An 18,296-nucleotide genomic window follows, 5' to 3' on the forward strand; every position below is an offset into this window, starting at 1 on the left:
AGAGCGTTTTGCTTACTTTTGCGCTTTTCAAAAGTGAGCCGCTGTAAAAGCGGAACCCATAGCAGCCGTTACCGCAGAAACGGATATGTACCCGTTCCAATCCAACATCCTGGTCGGCCCAGAGGCCGCCATCGGGGGCAAGTCGAATCGTCGCACCGCCCCTCCCACATTTGGACCTCGGAGCCTCAGGTAGATACGCGTTAGCTCCCTCGCCACAGGTGCGGTGTCGCACCAAAATTGTGTAGATACCTATGCCCCGATGGCAGTGTGTCAGTCACTGATGCACTCACTGACTGGCCGTGCAGGTGGTGGCATTGCCATTGCCCGGAGCGGTGTGAGCGCAGGGCAGACTGCCACCTTTTCTCTGAGAAAACCCCTACAGGTATCTGGGAGTTTTCATTCTTCTCGCCCGTGTTTTTCCTCCTAGGATGGCGCCATCGCTTGACCACAAGCGACACGGCAACGGGCCTGGCTATCAGGCCCTGCAGCCATACGAATAGGCTTAGGAGTCAAAACATGAGGATCACCCGTGTGAGCAAACGCCTGCGCCGCTCGGCCTGGGCGGTGATCGTTGCGGCAACATTGGCAGGCTGCGCCACGCCGCTGCCACCGACGGAAAAAATCTCCCTGGCCCGCGACTCGGTGGGACGTGCGCTGGCGGCACAAGCCACGCAGTTCGCACCGCTGGAGATGAAGACCGCTCAGGACAAACTGGCCCGTATGGAGCAAGCCATCGGCGAAAAACGCTACGTGGAGGTGGACGCGCTGGCCGAGCAGATCGAGGTGGACGCCAACCTGGCCGAAACCAAGGCCAACACGGTGCGCAAACAGCAGGTCTTGCAGCAGGCACGCGAGGGCATCCAGGTGCTCAAGCAGGAAATGCTCAACGCCCCCGCGACTACCCACTGAGGATTTTCCCCCATGCGTGCCACTTACTTCATTCCCGTTCTGTCCGCCCTGGCGCTGGCCGTGGCCGGCTGCGCCACGCCGCCGGAAAACGCGCAACTGCTGCAAGCGCGCAGCCAGTTTTCCAGCTTGCAGCAAAAGCCTGAGTCCAACACCCTGGCGGCGGTCGAGACGCGCATCGCCTCCAATGCGCTGGACCGCGCCAACCAGGTCTCGCTGCATGACCGCACCGACCCGCAGATCGACCAGTTGGCGTACCTGGCGTCGCAGCGAATCGCGGTGGCCGAACAGACCATCGCCGGTCGCAAAATCGATGCCCGGCTCGACAACATCGCGGTCGACCGCACCCAGGTGCAGCTCGACGTCAGGACCGCGCAGCTCAAGGCCTTGCAGGCCATGAAGGCGCAGCCGTCGGAGCGCGGCCAGGTGATTACCTTTGGCGATGTGCTGTTCGATACCGCCAAGGCCGACCTGAAGCCGGGCAGCCAGCGCGACCTCCAGGGCCTGGCGAATTTTCTGTTGCAGAACCCTGAACGCCAGCTTCGCGTAGAAGGCTTTACCGACAGCACCGGTGGCGACGCTTTCAACCAGACCTTGTCCGAGCGTCGCGCCCAAGCCGTGGCGCGCGGCCTGGAGCGGTTCGGCGTGGGCCGCGAGCGCATCACCGTGGTGGGCTACGGCAAGCAGTACCCGGTGGCCGATAACTTCAGCGCATCGTCGCGCCAGTTGAACCGCCGTGTGGAAGTGATCGTGTCCAACGACGGCGCAGCGGTCAGCGCACGCCGCTGAGCCGGGCGGGAGTAGCGCGCGCCGTTACTCCTGCAGCTGCAACGCCTGCTGCTTGAGCCTGCGCTTTTGCTCGAACGGCAGCTTCTCATTATCCCCATAGGGCGCGCTGTACCAGTTGCCATAGGAAGGGTTGGGCAGCAGGAACCAGCGCTGCCCCAGCCAGTTCACATAGGGTTGGACCGCTTTGCGCTGGGCCGCCAGCGTGTTGTGCTCGGCCTGCACGAAGTCGCCCAGGGAATCACCGGCCATCAACAGCACCCGCGCATGGCTGGCCACCCATTGGCGACGACAGTTTTTGCCATAGCCGGCGCTTTCGCAGTGGCCGGTAGGCGTGCTGGCCGCCAGGATCTGGTCATCGCTCTCAATCGGAAAACCGCGCAGGCGCAGGTTTCTGGCCGTGGCCGCAACCTGGCTGTGTTCGCGGTTGGTGAGGTAATAGACCTTGATGCCTTTTTGCCGTGCCGCCTGCAGGAACGCCACCGAACCGGGCAGCGCCTGGGCCTTGGCCTGGTCGACCCAGGTGTTCCAGCGGTCATAGGAATAGATCTGGTTGTTCAGAATGTCGCGGGCATTGAGCGGCACATTGTCCAACAGGGTTTCGTCGATATCCACCACCACGGCCGGCGGCAGCCCGGTCATATCTCGCGCAGGAAAGGGCAGCGCGTCCCAGCCGGAATCGGCCAGGGCGACATCCAGTTGACGGGTGGCGTTGGCGAAGAGCTGACGGTAGATCAGCTCGTGCTCGATGGAGGTCTGGGTCCAGAGCACGGCGTCCAGTTGGTCGTTGGCCGGTGGGGTGTGCTGGCAGCCGGTCAAGGTGATGGATAACAGGCAGGCGCCGGCAACAATCAGGTTACGCATGATGGGTTCTCGCAAGTGGAAGCGGTCGCAGGCGGCCCTTGCAATCGAAGGGCTTCAACGCCTGCATGTGTACAGGATCATCGCCTGATCAGCAAAGGAACGGGCGCAAGCCTATTCCCTGGCGCTTCTCCAAACAGGCTGAACCTCCCCGTCTACCGTCCAATGAGCCCGACCCGGTTCAATACAGACCCCGCCTACCCAGCGCGCATGTGAACTGTGGTCAGGCCAATAGGCGTTTGCGTCGAGCACTTCAAGACCGAGCGGCGTCAGCGCCAATTCCCGGCGCGGCCACTCCAGATGCGTCTCGGTTTCCACCAGCAGCGGCTGGTCGCCATCGATCAACGGTCGCAACAGCGCATGAAACATCATGTCGCCCAGGAACGGCAGCGGTTCGCGCCTGGCCATCAGTTCGGCAAATACCCGGCCAAATTGCACCGGCCCGGCTTCGGCGATATAGCCCAGGGCCAGGCGTTCGGTCAGGGACAAGCCATCCCGGGTGCCGGGTAATTCCTGCAGTTGGCGCAGCAGCGCCGGCGCGAGCAAGGGCAGGGCACAGTGCTTGCCGTGTGCCAGTTCGGCCCAGCGCACGGGTGAGGGGTCGCAATACGCCCCCCACGCCTGTTTGGCCAGTTGGATCGCTGCCTCATCCACCAGGCGCCGCTGGGGCCACAGCCAGGCGAGTACATCGGGCGCCAATTGGCCGATGCCGATAAACCGCTCCACACCGGGAATGCGGTCGACTTCGATCAGTTCAAGTTTGGGCGGTAGGCGCTCCAGACCCGCCAGTGCGCGTATCAGAAACAGCTGGTCATAGGCATCCGCTTCGCACCACAACACGCTGTGCTGCGCCGTTGCCAGGTGTTCAAGCCGGGCATATTCGTCGGCCAGTCGCCGCGCCACCTCGGTTTCATTCAAACCGAACGCGTGGCTGATGAACGCGCCACGCAGGGGTTGGTAGTCATCGCCGGGCAGGTCGCGCACCGGGCCCATGCATAACGGGTCGGTGAGCATCTGGAATTGCCCTGTGAACCCCGCCACCTGCAGGCTGTGAGCGATGTCGTTGCCACAGCGCCAATGGGTGGTGCGGGCTTCGTCGCTGGCGATAAAGTCGGGGTGGCGTGCGGCGAAGTCCAGGGCGTCGACATGGGCCTTGAGCTTGGGCCAACTGCTGAAGCCCAATCCTCTGGCTATCTGCCATTGGGCCTGGGACAAGGTAGCGTTGGGGTCCTCGCGCTTGAGGTGCGGCAACAGTTCCTTGGCGCGCTTGCGCTGCTGCTCAAGGTTGAGGCGGCCGTTGGTAGTGGAAGCAACAGGGCGTTGTGACATACGAGCTCCTTGTACAAACCTTTTCCGCTTTAAGGTTGGGAGTCGTAGAAATGAGGTCGAGCTGTGATGTCTTGGGCGCAGCCCTTTCCGCGGAAGGTGGCGTAGAGAGCGCCAGGCGGGAAATATAGGCAGTGTGGCGGCCGATTGCAAACTCAGACCGGTTCTTCGGGCCTGCGATCAATCCAGTGAGTCTTGATGCCCTTGGCCCAGGCCACCGTGTAGAAACAGCTCAGCAGCACAATGCCCCATTGCTCGGCATTGATCGACGACCAGAACCAGAACGGCTGCCCGGCCATGCCGAACAGGCAGGCATAACGGCGCACCTTGAGGCGTTTGCTTTGGCTGAACCAGATAGCGACGACGCCGAGGGCGGCGATCATGAGTTGCGCGATCAAAGCGATTTCCCTTACCAAAGGTGAGAGGGCGCAAGCCTCTCCCACCGGTTGAGCTGTTGCGTGCAGGGCTATTTGTCCTTGCGCGCATCCATGGTTTTTTGATGCTCGGCAAGGAATGGCTGTTCCGCCGGATCGAAGCGATCGATCCCCGCAGTAAAGCGATGCCAGTACGGGTACAGCGGCTGGCGACGCGTCACGGCCTCGATGCGTGAGGATTGTTCCTCGGTCAGTTTCAACTCGGTCGCCGCAAGGTTGTCGCGCAGATGCTCTTCGGTGCGGGCGCCGACAATCAGCGAGGTGATCCCCGGGCGATCCTTGAGCCACGCCAGGCAGGTGCGCGCCACCGACACACCGTGCTCGTCGCCCACGGCGGCCAGGGTTTCGATGATATCCAGCGCCCGCTCCTGGTCATGCACGTAGGGTTCCGGCCAGCCGCTGCCCTGGCGGGTATTGGCCGGTGGTTTATGCCCGCGTCGGGTCGAGCCGGTCAGCAGGCCTTCACCCATCGGTCCCCACACCAGCGTGCCGATATTCTGGTCCAGCGCCATAGGCAGCAGCTCGTACTCGGCCTCGCGGGATTCGGGGGTGTAGTAGATCTGCTGGGTGATCGGCTTGAGCATGCCGTGCAACTCGGCCTTGCCCAAGGCCTTCATCATTTGCCAGGCGGTGAAATTGCTGGTGCCGAAGTAGCGGATCTTGCCCGAGCCCACCAACAGTCGCAGCGCTTCAAGGGTTTCTTCGATGGGCGTCAGACCGTCCCAGTTGTGCAGTTGGTACAAGTCAATATGGTCGGTGCCCAGGCGCTTCAAACTGGCTTCACAGGCGCGAATCAGGTGGTAGCGCGACGAGCCGGAATTGTTCGGGTTCTCGTCCACCGGGCTGCGGCCCTTGGTCGCCAGCAAGATGTCGTTTCGCTTGTCGCCCAGGGCTTTGCCGACCACTTCCTCGGCCAGGCCATGGGAGTACAGGTCGGCGGTGTCGATCATATTCACCCCGGCGTCGAACGCGATATCGAACATGCGCCTGGCCTGAGGCACGTCCACCGCGCCGCATTTCTCGAACTCGGCACGACCGCCAAACGGCACGGTGCCCAGGATGATTTCCGAGACCAGCAGGCCGGAATGGCCCAGTTGTCGGTATTGCATGTTGCCTCCTACATTGCGTTGCACGTGAAGGTGTGAACGATGGGAGGGGCGATAGTTTGAATTTTTTTATCCAGCCTTCCTGTGCCTGCCGCGCCATTGCCGTCACAGAGGCACCTCATCCGCCAGCGCACGGGCAGAAATTCGCGCGTTTATGTGCTTGGACGAACTCACCTGAATTGGCTGAAATTGCTCCTGTAAGTTAAAGACTTGTAGGAAAGTTCTTGTTTTTATGTGTTAGTTATTTAACTTCCACGTAGTTCCAGTGAGTGTTGATGGAAAGTTCCTACGTATATTTCCTGGATTGATAAGTTGGCGTTTTGGCTGTTGCTACCTATCCGTTTTGCTAGCTATTATTTTTTCACATGATTTGCTAGCGTCTAAGACTACGGCGAACGGTGCAGAGGCTTGAGTATGAAAGATATTGAATGAGGACAATCGACAACGCGTGGGTGGCTAAATGTTAATACAGCGGACAGGAATAATCATCGGCTTGGTATTTTGCTTGATTAGCGCAGCGTTCGACGTTTACGTTGCGTTGATCACACAGTCGATCAGTACGCTGAACGTTGTCTTCTATTGTTTCATGACGTCGGCCTGTTTTTTTGGTGCCTGGGCGCTCTATCGAAATAGGCGCTCGCTGTTTTCGAAACTAAGCGCTCAATGGCGATTAATCGTTATCGTCAATCTGGCGGTACTGCTCAATTGGGGCGGGTTGTTCTACGCACTGCGCTATCTGGAACCTGCGGTAGTCGGCGTAGCGTCGGTAGCCTGCGGCCCGGCGCTGACGTTGATTATTTCGTTGTTCAACAAACGTGGCGTCAAGGTCGCTCTTGCGGACGCGCTGGTTTCATGGCTCGTGCTCGTTTCGGTGGCGGTCATGTTGTTCAATTCCTTTGTGGGGGGCAGCGGCGTCGTGACTACCACCGATGGCCAGCGAGTGCTGGGTATCGCCAGCGTGTTGGCGTGCGCATTGGGCACGGTCATGTACACGGTTTTTTCCAAGGAGATGTTCGCTCGTCAATGGACCGTATACGAAATTCTGGGTATCAGAAACATCGCGATGGTTGGCGTTTGTGCCGTTGCAATTCCTGCCACGGGAGGCAGTTTCATACTCGAACGTGAGTGGGTTCCGCCTTTGGTGGTGCTGGTGGTGTTAGGGCATTTGCTGCCCATTTACCTGATCCAGAAAACTATCTATTACCTCACGCCTATTCACGTTTCGCTGGTATTGCTGACGCTTCCTGTATTCGTTCTGTTGCTCCAGTACTTGGATGCGAGGGTTGAATTCTCCGTCGCCAGCGTCGCCGCGGTGATTGTGATTGTTTTGCTGCTGCTGGGTAGATCGCTGCATGCCTTGAAAAGGGAGGCGTTATGAGAGTGGTGATGGTCGATGGGTTTTCATCCGGGAAATTCCTGGCCAAGCAATTAAAAGATGAAGGTTGTGTACTGGTGCATGTGGCCTCATCCGATACATTGGACAGCTACTATTACAAGGGTTTTGACTGCGCGCTCTATGAGCGGATGATCGTCAATCGCGACGTTGAAATGACCTTGGCGCAACTCCAGCGTTTCAAACCGCAGTTCATTCTTGCAGGTGCAGAAACGGGTGTGCTGCTGGCTGACCGGTTGAACGAACAATTGCAACTGCCTTATCGCAATCGTTTCGATAAAACCAACGCACGTCGAAACAAGTACGAAATGATTCAGTGCATAACCCAGGCGCAACTGCCTGCGGCGCGGCAGTTCGTTGCTGACGGCTGGGAGCCTGTTAAACACTGGATCGGTGAGCATGGACGCTTCCCTGTGGTCATCAAGCCGCTTGAAAGCGCAGGCGCCGATGGTGTGTTCATCTGTGAAGATATGTACGCCTGCAAGGCTGCTGTCGAGCGTTTGCTGGGGACGACCAACAAGTTGAATATTCCCAACACGCAGGTGCTGATTCAGGAGTACCTGGCGGGGAGGGAGTATGTGGTCAATATGGTCTCACTCAACGGCCGACAACTTGTCACCGAGGTCGTACGTTACCGAAAACAGCGAACGGCGAGCGGCGGCATTCTCTACGATATTGACGAACTGATTGGGCCTGACACGCCGGTTTATTCAATTCTTGTCGACTACACGCGAGCTGTGGTGCGGTGCCTGGGCATTCGAAACGGTCCCAGCCATGCAGAGGTCATGCTCACCGAGGACGGTCCGAAACTGGTAGAAATCGCTGCTCGCACTGACGGTATTCTTCGACCCGGGGTTTCAAAGCTGACCACTGGCCTGGGTCAGATTGATGCTGTGGTTCTATCCCTTATGCAACCTGCGGCATTTGAGCAGCGTTCAGCGGGTGAGGTGGGTTACCAGCGTCTGCAACATACCTACAATGTCTGCTTGATCAACCGCTCGGAAGGCTATTTCGAAAAGGACGTATTTTTGAGGGAACTGCTCAAACTTGAGTCGTTCTTCGAGGCCGTGTTTTACGTTGAGAACGGCCAGCGCATAGACGTGACTCAGGATGTGTTCAGCCAACCCGGCACGGTGTATCTGGTACACCCCGACCCGGCAGTGATCGAGGCGGATTACCGCAGAATTCGCACACTTGAGTTGCAGGGCGCTTATCTGGCTGCCAGGTAGCGGCATAGAGTGGGGAGTGCGTTACTGTTTCATTTTATGAAATGCTGGATTGTGAAATCTGGCCATTCCATTGGCGGTTGGCACATAAGAACATTGCAGCCATCGACACGAATACTCGGTCGACCACGCCCTGGAGTTCGTCATGCCTGCGATCAAACTGTACGGTTTCCCCCTGTCCGGCCACTCCCACCGGGTCGAACTGATGCTGTCCCTGCTGGGCCTGCCTATGGAATTTATCCTGGTGGACCTCAAGCAGGGCGCCCACAAAACACCCGAATTCCTCGCCACCCTCAACCGCTTCGGCCAGGTGCCGGTGATTGACGACGGCGGCACGGTGCTGGCCGACTCCAACGCGATCCTGATGTACCTCGCCAACACCTATGGCAACGGCCAGTGGCTGCCCGCTGATCCGGTCGGGCAGGCACGTGTGCAGCGTTGGCTCTCGGCGGCGGCCGGTCAATTGTATGCCGGGCCTGCCACGGCGCGCCTGGCTACGGTGTTTGGCGCCCAGGTGGACACGACCGTTGCGATCAACCACGCTCACGCCCTGTTGAACGTGGTGGAGCAGCAATTGGGCGAGAGCCGCTTTCTGGCCGGTGACTTGCCGAGCGTTGCCGATATCGCCTTCTACACCTACGTGGCCCATGCGCCGGAAGGCAACGTGTCGCTGGCCGACTATGCTCAGGTGCGCGCCTGGCTCGCCAGCCTTGAAGCATTGCCGGGTTTCGTCGCTATGCCGCGCACGGTGGTGGGGCTGCAATCAGCGTAATACTCAAAGGGGTGTCGATGGACCGTTTTCATGAAATGCAGGTGTTCGTCGCGGTGGCCGAAGAGGCAGGTTTTGCCGCCGCCGCGCGGCGTCTGAACACCTCGCCACCCAGCGTGACCCGGGCGATTGCCGCCATGGAACAACGCATCGGCACCCAGTTGCTGGCGCGCACCACCCGCAGCCTGCACCTGACCGAAGCCGGCCAGCGTTACCTGGAAGACTGCCGGCGTATCCTTGCCGAGCTGAGCGAGGCGGAGGAAGCGGCAGCGGGCAGTTATTCGATCCCCTGCGGGCAACTGAACCTGACCGCCCCGGTGCTGTTCGGCGAGCTGTTCGTGGCGCCCGCGCTGGGGGAGTATCTGGACCGTTTTCCCCAGGTGAACATCAATGCGCTGCTGGTCGACCGCGTCGTCAATATGAATGACGAAGGTGTCGACGTGGCCGTGCGCATCGGTCATCTGCCCGAGCCGGGGCAGCAGGCGATCGAAGTGGGCGAAGTGCGCCGGGTCGTGTGCGCGTCGCCCGCTTACCTGGCGCGGCATGGGCGACCCCAACGGCCCGAACAGTTGCGCGAAGGGAAGATCGTCGCCTCATCCGCCAGCCAGCGCGTGCATGAATGGGCCTTCGTCGACGACGGCGTGCCGCTGACGGTGCCGATCGAACCGCGCCTGGCGGTCACTGCAAACAATGCCGCAGTCGCCCTGGCGCGGCTGGGGTGGGGCATGACCCGGGTGCTGTCCTATCAGGTCGCGGCGGCGGTGGCGACGGGTGAGCTGGAGATTGTCCTGCAGGATTTCGAGCCGGCCGCGCTGCCGATCCGGGTGGTGTTCCAGAACAACGGGCGAGTGCCGGCCAAGGTCAGCACATTCGTTGATTTTCTGGCCGAGCGCCTGGGGCATGACATGGCCCTGAAACCGATGAAAAAGCCGCGCGGCTGATGGAGCGCTATCGCGATATGCAGTTGTTCGCGTCGCTGGCCGGGCAACCGAGCCTGGCGGCGGCGGCGCGCTTGGCGCAGGTCTCGGGCCCGACCCTGGTGCGCGCGCTTGCGCGTCTGGAAGCGCGCTTGCGGGTGAGGTTGTTACAGCGCAGCACCCGTGGGGTCAGCCTCACCGACGCCGGCACTGCCTACATGGCTGACTGCGTGCGCTTGCTCGCGGCGGTGGAGGTGGCCGAAGCGTCGGCCAAGGGCTTGCATAGCCAGGCCCAGGGCAATCTGCGCGTATTCATGCCGTTGCTGTTCAGCCGCTATGTGATGGCGCCGGTACTGGCCGCGTACATGGAGCGTTACCCGCTGGTGCGCGTGGTCGCCCACTACCACGACTACTACCCGAACCTGCATGAGGAAGGGCTGGACGTGGCGGTGCTGGTGGGCGAATTGCCCAGCTCGTCGTTGATCGCGCGACCGGTGGGGCATGTGCGGCATGTCCTCTGCGCCAGCCCCGGCTACCTGGCCGCCCACGGCGAACCGCTGCATCCCGACGAACTCAGGCAGCACCATCTGATCGCCGATGCCGACCCGGTGCAGTGGGACTTCGCGCACTCTCAGCTCAAGGCCCGCGCACGCCTGCGCTGTGCCACGGTGCAAGGTGCGATCAATGCGGCCGTGCAGGGCGCGGGGCTGGTGCGGTGCTTGAACTATCCGGTGCACGAGCACCTGGCGAGTGGTCGGCTGCGTCGGGTATTGCCAGGCTTTGAGCTGCCTGCAGTGCCGGTGCAGGTGGTCTATCGCGAAGGTCGCCATGCATCGATGCGCGTGCGCAGTTTTGTCGATGAGTGTGTAACGGCATTGCGCGGCCACCCGGCATTTCAGCTGGCGTAATAGTGGATTGCCTGGGGTGGTCATTCTCTCGGCGTAAGCCTAGGCGCAGCATCCAGCTATCCAACGAGAGGTGGCCGTCATGAACGCAATCGAGCAATCCCCCTGGCATGCCGGCGAACGGCAACTGCAAGCCAGTGCCGGCGCGGCCGAGCGCATGGCCGTGATCGGCCCGAAGGTGATACGCGATCATCTGCCCGAGCAGCATCGCGATTTCTATCCCTTGCTGCCGTACCTGGTGCTGGGCGCGGTGGATGAACAGGGCACCCCGTGGGCGACGATGCTCGAAGGCGCGCCCGGGTTCGCGCATTCACCTGACCCTTACCGGTTGCAGATCGACAGCCTGCCCTCCAACAGCGATCCGGCACGCGCGGGAATCACGGCGGGCGCAGCCGTTGGCGTGCTTGGCATCGACCTGAACACCCGCCGGCGCAATCGTATGAACGGCCGTATTGGCGCAGTGGATCACGAAGGCTTCGCGGTCGACGTGGTGCACAGCTTCGGTAACTGCCCCAAATATATCCAGCTGCGCCCGGTCGACACGATTGCGCGCAAACCCGCCGACGTGGCCGAGCGCAGCGACAGCCTGGATGGCGCCGCGCAGCACATGATCCGCAACGCCGACACCTTCTTCGTCGCCAGCTATGTCGACCTGCACGGCGAGCGTTCGGTGGACGTCTCTCATCGGGGCGGGAATACCGGGTTTGTGCGGGTGCAGGGCAACGTGCTGACCATCCCCGATTTTGCCGGCAACCTGTTCTTCAACACACTGGGCAACCTGCAAGCCAATCCGGTGGCGGGGTTGTTGTTCATCGATTTCGAGTCGGGGGATGTGCTGCACGTGGCGGGGCGTACCTCGCTGATCCTCAGCGGGCCGCAGGTGGCCGAGTTCGAGGGGGCGCAGCGGTTGTGGACGGTGACCGTGGAACAGGTGATCCGGCGTCCGGCGGCCCTGGCATTGCGTTGGCAGTTCGCGGGATTTTCACCCTATAGCCTGGCGACGGGAATCGGGTAGCCAGGCGCGGTCGTCGCTGTCACACGAAGTAAGGAGGCGACTGTACACAGGGTGGTAGACCGGTCATAGAAACCCGGCAGGCCGAAGCCTCCCATGCACAGCCGCCACAAAGCAGCCCGCACAAAAAAAACGCCCGCGAGCGTTTTGGGGTCTGTGAAAGAACTGGGCTACCACACCCGTTCGCTGATTTTGCAGCGACTCGCGAAGGTTAGCGGCGGGGTTCATCGGACGCTACCCGAAAGTTGCGTAAGAGCGGTCCGACAAGCGTGATGCGTCCCTCGCTTGCTGAATACCCTTGGCGGCGGAGCACGCTGTTCAGTTAAGCGTACATCGCCCTCTGTAGGAGCGAGCTTGCTCGCGAAAAACGTCAACGATAACGCGTGTTTCCTGATTGAACGCGGCGCCTGTGGTTTTTCGCGAGCAAGAGCAAGGCGCCCCCCGCTCCTACAAAAAGCCTTAACTGAACGACATTACGGGCTTGCGGAGTTTTCCGATAGAAATCGGCGGAAGTAGAAGGATGTTGTTACCGCACGCCCACGTTGGCATCAGGAACCTTTCCCACCGGCTGGCCACGCATGAGTGCTTGTTGAACTCAATGCCCGACGGTGACGTTGGGCAAGTCATGCATCCTTGATCGCACTGCGATTTCGATCCTTTCGTTAAATGAGGCTATACACAATGGTCACGCTCAACACAGCTGACGGTGCAACTTCTCCACTGGCGGGTCAAACCCTTGATCAATGCGAGCGTTTTGGCCAGGTGCCGGCCCATCATGTGATTGGCCAGGTTTTAAGATCCAACCGCAGTGACCTGGAAATGGCCGAGCTGTTGAAATTGCTGGGCACGCTAGTGACAACGCTTAAAACCTGGATGAACAGCGACAACGCACCGCACACGCCGCCCGTGGCCGTGATACCCAAACTGCCGGTCTGAAACTGCCCTAGCGTGCAGTTGCAAGGCTTGGGGGCTGATCCCACGCGCCGCCGAGCGCGGTGTACAGGTTCACCTGCGCCACCAGTTGCGCCAGGCGGTCGACAATCAGCGCCTGCTGGGAATTGAACAACGCGCGCTGCGCATCGAGAAAGGTCAGGTTGCTGTCGACGCCGCTGCGATAGCGGTGCTGGGCCAGGTCATAGTAGTGCTGGTTGGCGGCGACGAAATCCCGTTGCGCGTTCAATTGGTCGTCGAAGGTCTGGCGCGCGGCGAGGCCGTCGGCGACTTCCTGGAAGGCGGTCTGGATGGACTTTTCGTACTGTGCCACCGTGATGTCCTTCTGCAGCTTGGCGTAATCAAGGCTGGCGCGCAGGCTGCCGGCGTTGAAGATCGGCAGATTGATTTGCGGCTGGAACGTCCAGGTGCCCGCGCCGCCCTTGAACAAACCGGAGAGCTGCGTGCTGGTGCTGCCGGCGTTGGCCGTCAGGGTGATCGACGGAAAGAACGCCGCCCTGGCCGCGCCGATATTGGCGTTGGCCGCCTGCAACTGGTATTCGGCCTGGAGGATGTCCGGACGCCGTTGCAGCAAGTCTGAAGGCAGCCCCGCAGGCACCTGGGCTACCAGGTCGTCGGCCAGGGCGCGTGCGGGCAGGTTGGCGTCCACCGGGCCGCCGACCAGCAGCGTGAGGTTGTTGAGGTCCTGGGCCACCTGGCGTTCGTAGCGGGCCACGCTGGCGCGGGTACTTTCCACCGCCGTGCGCGCCTGCACCACGTCGAGCGCCGAGGCCTTGCCGGCGGNCGCCAGGGTCTGCTCGGCCAGGGCCAGCAGCTCCTGGTCGGCACGCCAGGTCAGGTAGGCGTTGGCGACGTTGGCCACCAGGCTCAACTGTGCGCTGCGCCGCGCTTGTTCGGTGCCCAGGTAAGTCAGCATGGCCTGTTCGCTGAGGCTGCGGACGCGGCCGAACAGGTCGAGTTCATAGGCACTCAGGCCCAGAGTGGCGGAGTAGTTGGAGGTGATCGCCGACTGGCCGGTGCCGGTCACGCCCGCCGGCAATTTCTGACGCTTGCCGGCGGCCGTGGCCGACACCGCCGGGAACAGGTCGGCGCGCTGAATGCGGTACTGCGCCTGGAAGGCCTGCACATTCAGTGCGGCTACCCGCAGGTCGCGATTGTTGGCCAATGCAGCGTCTATCAACGGCGCCAGCGCCGGGTCGTGGAACAGTTGGCGCCAGTCTACGGTGGCGGGCAGTGTGCCGGCCTGCGCCTGGCGGTACACCCCGTCCTGGGGGTAGTGCGTCGGCACGGGCGCGTCGGGGCGCTGATACTCGGGGATCAGCGAACACCCGCCGAGCATCCAGGCTGCGCCAACGGCGGCAAGGGTGAATTTGTGCATCAGGCGCCCACCATCCATTTGGCCAGGCCGTGTCGGCCACTCACGCCGAGCTTGGCGGCGGCGCGCTTGAGGTAGGTTTCAATCGAGCTGTTTTTCACACTGAGTTTTTCCGCGATCTGCGGCACGGTGCCGCCGGTCAACAGGCCCAGGCAAACTTCCTGCTCGCGGGCCGAGAGGGTGATGTCGCTCAGCGCCAGGCGCTTGTAGAACTCACGCTGCAATTGCGACTGCTCCAGCCCGATGGGCCCAGGCTCCGCCTCGGTGTGCGGCGCCTGGCGCAGGATCTGCACGTGGCGCTCCATCAACGGCAGCAAGGTTTCGGACAAGCACTTGAGAAACGACAGCTGCACCAGGGAAAACCCGCGCTCGGCAGGCGGGCGGTAGAACGAAATCACACAGCGCCGATGGCCCTGGCGCGAGACCAGGTTGCACTGGTGCGAACTGCCGCGCGGGTGCGCGCTGTCGGCCTTGGCTTTCATCTGGATCAGCAGCGGGTCCTGCATGCGCAGCATCTGGCGCAGTAGCGGATGGTCGTCAAGCGAGTGCAGTGTCTGGGGCGCGGGCAGGTCTTCGTTCAGCCCGGCACTGCCCAGCAGCTTGATATCCAGCACCCTGTCGCGCAGCTCATCGAGGCTCCATTCGCTGAGGTCCACCAGGTGAACCGGTATCCATTTGTCCACCAGATGCAGCATGTTCGCGGCGAAATTGGCCTGGCCACTGCTGGAAATGAGCTTGCCCATTTCGGCGTAGAACTGTGGGTTCTGGGTGTCGGTAATACTAGGGGTCAGACTCATAGCCATCTCATCCTTGATGTCGAAAACCGTCAACGAAGGCCCTGGGTCTGTTCGGGGCGCTCCGTACTGCTTGAACGTAACTCGGCGTTCGAGATTTCATTTAGCCATAGCGATTTGTCCTACGTATGTAGCAGAAACGAGGGACACAAGCTGCCATAAAATCCGCGTCATTAATTCGACGTTTCCTGCAGATAATTCAGCAGACGAAAAGGAGGGGCGAATCTTTAAAGATACTTAACATGCTGATAAATAAAGAAAATACATAAATTTAAAAATACTTTTCAAATTAAGCGTCGGACAGATATAGCCAATCTCCTACATGGCTTTCATCGTTTCAGCAATGAACCCTCAGACAAGCCCTTGTCGATCCGTTTGGATGTCCGGGTTTAGGGTGTCAGGCGCCTGTGCTTGACCATGCTCAAATCCGCTCAATTCGTGGTAATGGGCGACCCTGCGCGGCCAGTGCCTGACCCCCCATGAGAAGGATCTTATGACGCAACTTTCCAGCCCGCCGGCCAGCTTCCCCCTTACCGCCGCGCAACACGACATCTGGCTCGACCAACTGCGCGTGGGTCACTCGCCGCTTTACAACATCGGCGGCTACGTTGATCTGGCCGGCGCCGTCGCACCTGCGTTGATCCAGCGTGCGATCGAGTTGCTGGTGGCCCGGCACGACGCATTGCGCACCCAACTGCACAGCGGCGCCGATGGCTTGCCCCGGCAAACCTTCGCCGCCGAATGGACGGTGGAAGTACCGCAGTACGACTTCTGCGGCTTGCCCGACCCCGAGGCCGCCGCCCAGTCCTTGATCCAGACGCAAATGGCCCGGCCCTACGCCATGAGCGGCGAACCGTTGTTTGGTTTTTTCCTGATCAAGCTCGATGACGACCATTACCGCCTTGGCACCCAGGCCCACCACCTGATCCTCGACGGCTGGGGGTTCGGCCAGATGCTGCAATCCCTTGCCCAGCTGTACACCGCCGTGCAGCACGGCCGGCAACCGGAGGGGTTGGCGCCGTCGTATATCGACTACATCGACACTGACCAGCGCTACCGGCAATCGGCCCGCTACGCGCGCGATCGCGACTATTGGCTGGACAAATACCAGGTGCTGCCCGAGCCGCTGCTCACGCCAAGGCACACCGCCAAGGCCGCGAGCAACACGTGCGTGCAACCCTTCCCGGTGGCGCTGCTCAAGCGCATGGAACACGTGGCCAGCCGCTACCAGGCTTCGGCGTTCCATGTGTTGCTGGCGGCGCTTTACGTGTATTTCACCCGTACCGGCCAGCGCGATGAATGGGTGGTGGGCCTGCCGATGCTCAACCGCTCCAACGCGCGCTTTCGCGCCACGGTCGGCTTGTTCGCCCAGGTCAGCGCGGTGCGGTTGCAGTTCAGCGAAGCCTTGAGTTTCGCTGAACTGGTGCGCGGTGTGCGCGATCAGCTCAAGCAGGACATGCGCCACCAGCGCTTCCCCCTCAGTGAGATGAACCGCGAACTGGGCCTGCGGCGTACGGATCGCGGACAGTTGTTCGACCTGTCGGTGTCGTTCGAGCAGGACGACCATGACCTGCTCTACGGTCAGGTGCAGGCCCGTGCGGTCAAGGTGTCCAACCACCATGAGCCGCTGCCGCTGGCGATTCACTTGCGCAGCAACCGCTACCAGGACACGGCGTGCCTGCATTGCGTCTATAACGAGGCGTACTTTGAGCAGGGCGACATGCAGGCCTTGGCAGAGCGCCTCACCGGCTTGCTGGAGCAGGGCCTGGCAGACACGACGCTGACGGTGGGCGAGTTTGCGTTGCTCACGCCACAGGACCAGGCCCGGTTGCAGCAATGGAATGCCACCGCGCAACCCAACACCACGCCGCAGACCCTGCATGGGCGTGTCGAGGCTCAAGCCGAGCGCACGCCGCACGCGGTTGCGGCGGTGTACCAGGCACGGCAACTGACGTACGCGCAACTCAACCGGCAGGCCAATGCGCTGGCCCACCAACTGTTGGCCCACGGCGTGCAGCCGGATGACCGCGTCGCGGTGCTGGCGCGACGCGGCCTGGAGACCCTGGCCGGGTTGCTGGCGGTGCTCAAGGCCGGCGCCTGCTATGTGCCGATAGACCCGGCCCATCCCGCCGAGCGCTTGAATTATCTGCTGCACGACAGCGCGCCCGTGGCGGTGCTGACCCAGCGCGACCTGCTGCATCGCCTGCCGACGCTGGATGTGCCGGTGCTTGCGCTGGACGCCTCCAGCGACCCCGGCGCCGACGGCAACCCCCAGGTCGCAGTGACGCCGTCCCACCTTGCCTATGTGATTTACACCTCCGGCTCCACGGGCTTGCCCAAGGGCGTAATGGTCGAGCACCACAGCGTGTCCAACCTGGTGGACTGGCATTGCCAGGCCTTCGACCTGCACGCGGGCAGCCATACCGCCAGTGTCGCCGGGTTTGGTTTCGATGCGATGGCCTGGGAAGTCTGGCCGGCGCTGTGCGTCGGCGCGACCCTGCACCTGCCGCCCGCCCATGACGGCGCGGAAGATATCGATGCGCTGCTCCAGTGGTGGCGCGCCCAGCCATTGGACGTGTGTTTCCTGCCCACGCCGGTGGCCGAATACGCGTTCAGCCAGAACCTGGCGCACCCCACCTTGCGCACCTTGCTGATCGGCGGTGACCGCCTGCGCGGGTTCAACCGGGCGCAACGCTTCGACGTCATCAACAACTACGGTCCGACCGAAGCCACTGTGGTCGCCACCTCCGGGCGCGTTGACGCCGGCCAACCGCTGCACATCGGCGCGCCCATTACCAATGCCCTTATCTACCTGCTGGACGCGCAACAACGGCCGGTGCCGGTTGGCATCGTGGGGGAGCTGTATGTCGGTGGCCAGGGCGTGGCGCGCGGCTACCTGAACCGTCCTGAATTGACGGCCGAACGCTTTCTCGACGACCCCTTCAACGGCGGCCGTATGTACCGCAGCGGTGACCTGGCGCGCTGGCTGCCGGACGGCAGCCTGGAATATCTGGGGCGCAATGACGACCAGGTGAAGATTCGGGGTGTGCGTATCGAGCTGGGGGAAATCGAAGCGGCCCTGGCGACGCATCCGTCGATCAAGACCGCCGTGGTGGAATATCGCGAAGGGCAATTGCTGGCCTGGTTCATCGCGCATCACCCGGTGGACATCGAAACCCTTCGCGCCCATCTGCACGTCTCGCTGCCCGATTACATGCTGCCGGCGGCCTACGTTCATCTTGACGCGTTGCCCCTGACCGCCAATGGCAAGCTCGACCGCAAGGCGTTGCCGGCGCCGACCCAGGNCCCGCCGCTATGAGGCGCCCCGCGAGGGCGTCGAAACCACCCTGGCGCAGATCTGGGCCGAGTTGCTGCAGGTGCAACAGGTCGGCAGGCATGACCATTTCTTCGAACTGGGCGGGCACTCGCTGCTGGCGGTGCAGCTGGTGCAGCGCATGCGCGAGGCGGGCCTGCAGGCCGATGTGCAGGTGTTGTTCGGCCAGCCCACCCTGGCCGCGTTGGCGGCGGCCAGTGA

At 61.7% G+C, this 18,296-nt stretch carries 15 protein-coding genes and 1 pseudogene; 10 read left to right on the plus strand and 6 right to left on the minus strand.

Translation table 11 applies throughout. The features are described from left to right. Positions 1-516: 516 nt before the first annotated feature. Positions 517-909 carry a DUF4398 domain-containing protein gene (locus BFP96_RS24095; RefSeq protein WP_065892514.1) on the plus strand — a complete coding sequence of 131 codons (393 nt, stop codon included), beginning with the start codon at positions 517-519 and terminating at the stop codon, positions 907-909. A 12-nt stretch (positions 910-921) separates the two neighbouring features. Continuing rightward, complete coding sequence (locus tag BFP96_RS24100; protein ID WP_065892515.1) at positions 922-1,695, plus strand: OmpA family protein; 774 nt, start codon at positions 922-924, stop codon at positions 1,693-1,695. A gap of 24 nt (positions 1,696-1,719) precedes the next feature. Here the strand turns inward: BFP96_RS24100 and BFP96_RS24105 are convergent, their stop codons facing one another. The 4 genes from BFP96_RS24105 to BFP96_RS24120 form a co-directional block, all read right to left on the minus strand. Next, complete coding sequence (locus tag BFP96_RS24105) at positions 1,720-2,556, minus strand: 5'-nucleotidase, lipoprotein e(P4) family (RefSeq protein ID WP_065937140.1); 837 nt, start codon at positions 2,554-2,556, stop codon at positions 1,720-1,722. Between the two features lie 111 nt (positions 2,557-2,667). Further along, entirely contained in the window at positions 2,668-3,882 is a 1,215-nt protein-coding gene (locus tag BFP96_RS24110) for a DUF1835 domain-containing protein (RefSeq protein ID WP_065895977.1), read from the minus strand. A 152-nt stretch (positions 3,883-4,034) separates the two neighbouring features. Continuing rightward, on the minus strand, positions 4,035-4,277 hold the full coding sequence (locus BFP96_RS24115) for a hypothetical protein (RefSeq protein ID WP_083203148.1): 243 nt from the start codon (positions 4,275-4,277) through the stop codon (positions 4,035-4,037). A gap of 68 nt (positions 4,278-4,345) precedes the next feature. Further along, positions 4,346-5,422, minus strand: coding sequence for an aldo/keto reductase (locus BFP96_RS24120; protein WP_065892518.1), 1,077 nt, complete (start codon positions 5,420-5,422; stop codon positions 4,346-4,348). 457 nt (positions 5,423-5,879) lie between these two features. Between BFP96_RS24120 and BFP96_RS24125 the strand changes: the two genes are divergently transcribed. From BFP96_RS24125 to BFP96_RS24155, 7 genes are all read left to right on the plus strand, one after another. Beyond that, positions 5,880-6,797 carry a DMT family transporter gene (locus BFP96_RS24125; protein ID WP_065937141.1) on the plus strand — a complete coding sequence of 306 codons (918 nt, stop codon included), beginning with the start codon at positions 5,880-5,882 and terminating at the stop codon, positions 6,795-6,797. After that, complete coding sequence (locus tag BFP96_RS24130; protein WP_065937142.1) at positions 6,794-8,041, plus strand: ATP-grasp domain-containing protein; 1,248 nt, start codon at positions 6,794-6,796, stop codon at positions 8,039-8,041. Before BFP96_RS24125 ends, BFP96_RS24130 begins: the two co-directional genes overlap by 4 nt. Before the next feature lie 142 nt (positions 8,042-8,183). Further along, positions 8,184-8,810 (plus strand): glutathione S-transferase family protein, encoded by a 627-nt coding sequence (locus BFP96_RS24135; RefSeq protein ID WP_065937143.1) that lies wholly within the window; start codon positions 8,184-8,186, stop codon positions 8,808-8,810. Between the two features lie 17 nt (positions 8,811-8,827). Then, a complete protein-coding gene (locus BFP96_RS24140) occupies positions 8,828-9,748 on the plus strand; it encodes a LysR family transcriptional regulator (protein ID WP_065937144.1) in 921 nt (306 codons plus the stop codon). Then, positions 9,748-10,632, plus strand: coding sequence for a LysR family transcriptional regulator (locus BFP96_RS24145; RefSeq protein WP_065937145.1), 885 nt, complete (start codon positions 9,748-9,750; stop codon positions 10,630-10,632). The genes BFP96_RS24140 and BFP96_RS24145 overlap by 1 nt, the downstream gene beginning before the upstream one ends. Before the next feature lie 79 nt (positions 10,633-10,711). Beyond that, positions 10,712-11,644, plus strand: a complete 933-nt coding sequence (locus tag BFP96_RS24150) for a pyridoxamine 5'-phosphate oxidase family protein (protein WP_065937146.1) — start codon at positions 10,712-10,714, stop codon at positions 11,642-11,644. Between the two features lie 678 nt (positions 11,645-12,322). Continuing rightward, on the plus strand, positions 12,323-12,577 hold the full coding sequence (locus tag BFP96_RS24155; RefSeq protein WP_065937147.1) for a hypothetical protein: 255 nt from the start codon (positions 12,323-12,325) through the stop codon (positions 12,575-12,577). 7 nt (positions 12,578-12,584) lie between these two features. Here BFP96_RS24155 and BFP96_RS24160 read toward each other — a convergent pair whose 3' ends face one another. Both BFP96_RS24160 and BFP96_RS24165 read right to left on the minus strand, forming a co-directional pair. Then, positions 12,585-13,970, minus strand: coding sequence for an efflux transporter outer membrane subunit (locus tag BFP96_RS24160; RefSeq protein WP_065937149.1), 1,386 nt, complete (start codon positions 13,968-13,970; stop codon positions 12,585-12,587). Continuing rightward, the gene (locus tag BFP96_RS24165) at positions 13,970-14,764 is read right to left on the minus strand and encodes a helix-turn-helix transcriptional regulator (protein ID WP_065937148.1); all 795 of its coding nucleotides are present in this window, start codon (positions 14,762-14,764) and stop codon (positions 13,970-13,972) included. Before BFP96_RS24165 ends, BFP96_RS24160 begins: the two co-directional genes overlap by 1 nt. A gap of 490 nt (positions 14,765-15,254) precedes the next feature. Here BFP96_RS24165 and BFP96_RS24170 point away from each other — a divergent pair. Continuing rightward, a pseudogene (locus tag BFP96_RS24170) lies at positions 15,255-18,296 on the plus strand (amino acid adenylation domain-containing protein); the annotation flags it as partial.

It is taken from the genome of Pseudomonas sp. 34 E 7 (assembly GCF_900005715.1).
Taxonomy (GTDB): Bacteria; Pseudomonadota; Gammaproteobacteria; order Pseudomonadales; family Pseudomonadaceae; genus Aquipseudomonas; species Aquipseudomonas orientalis_A.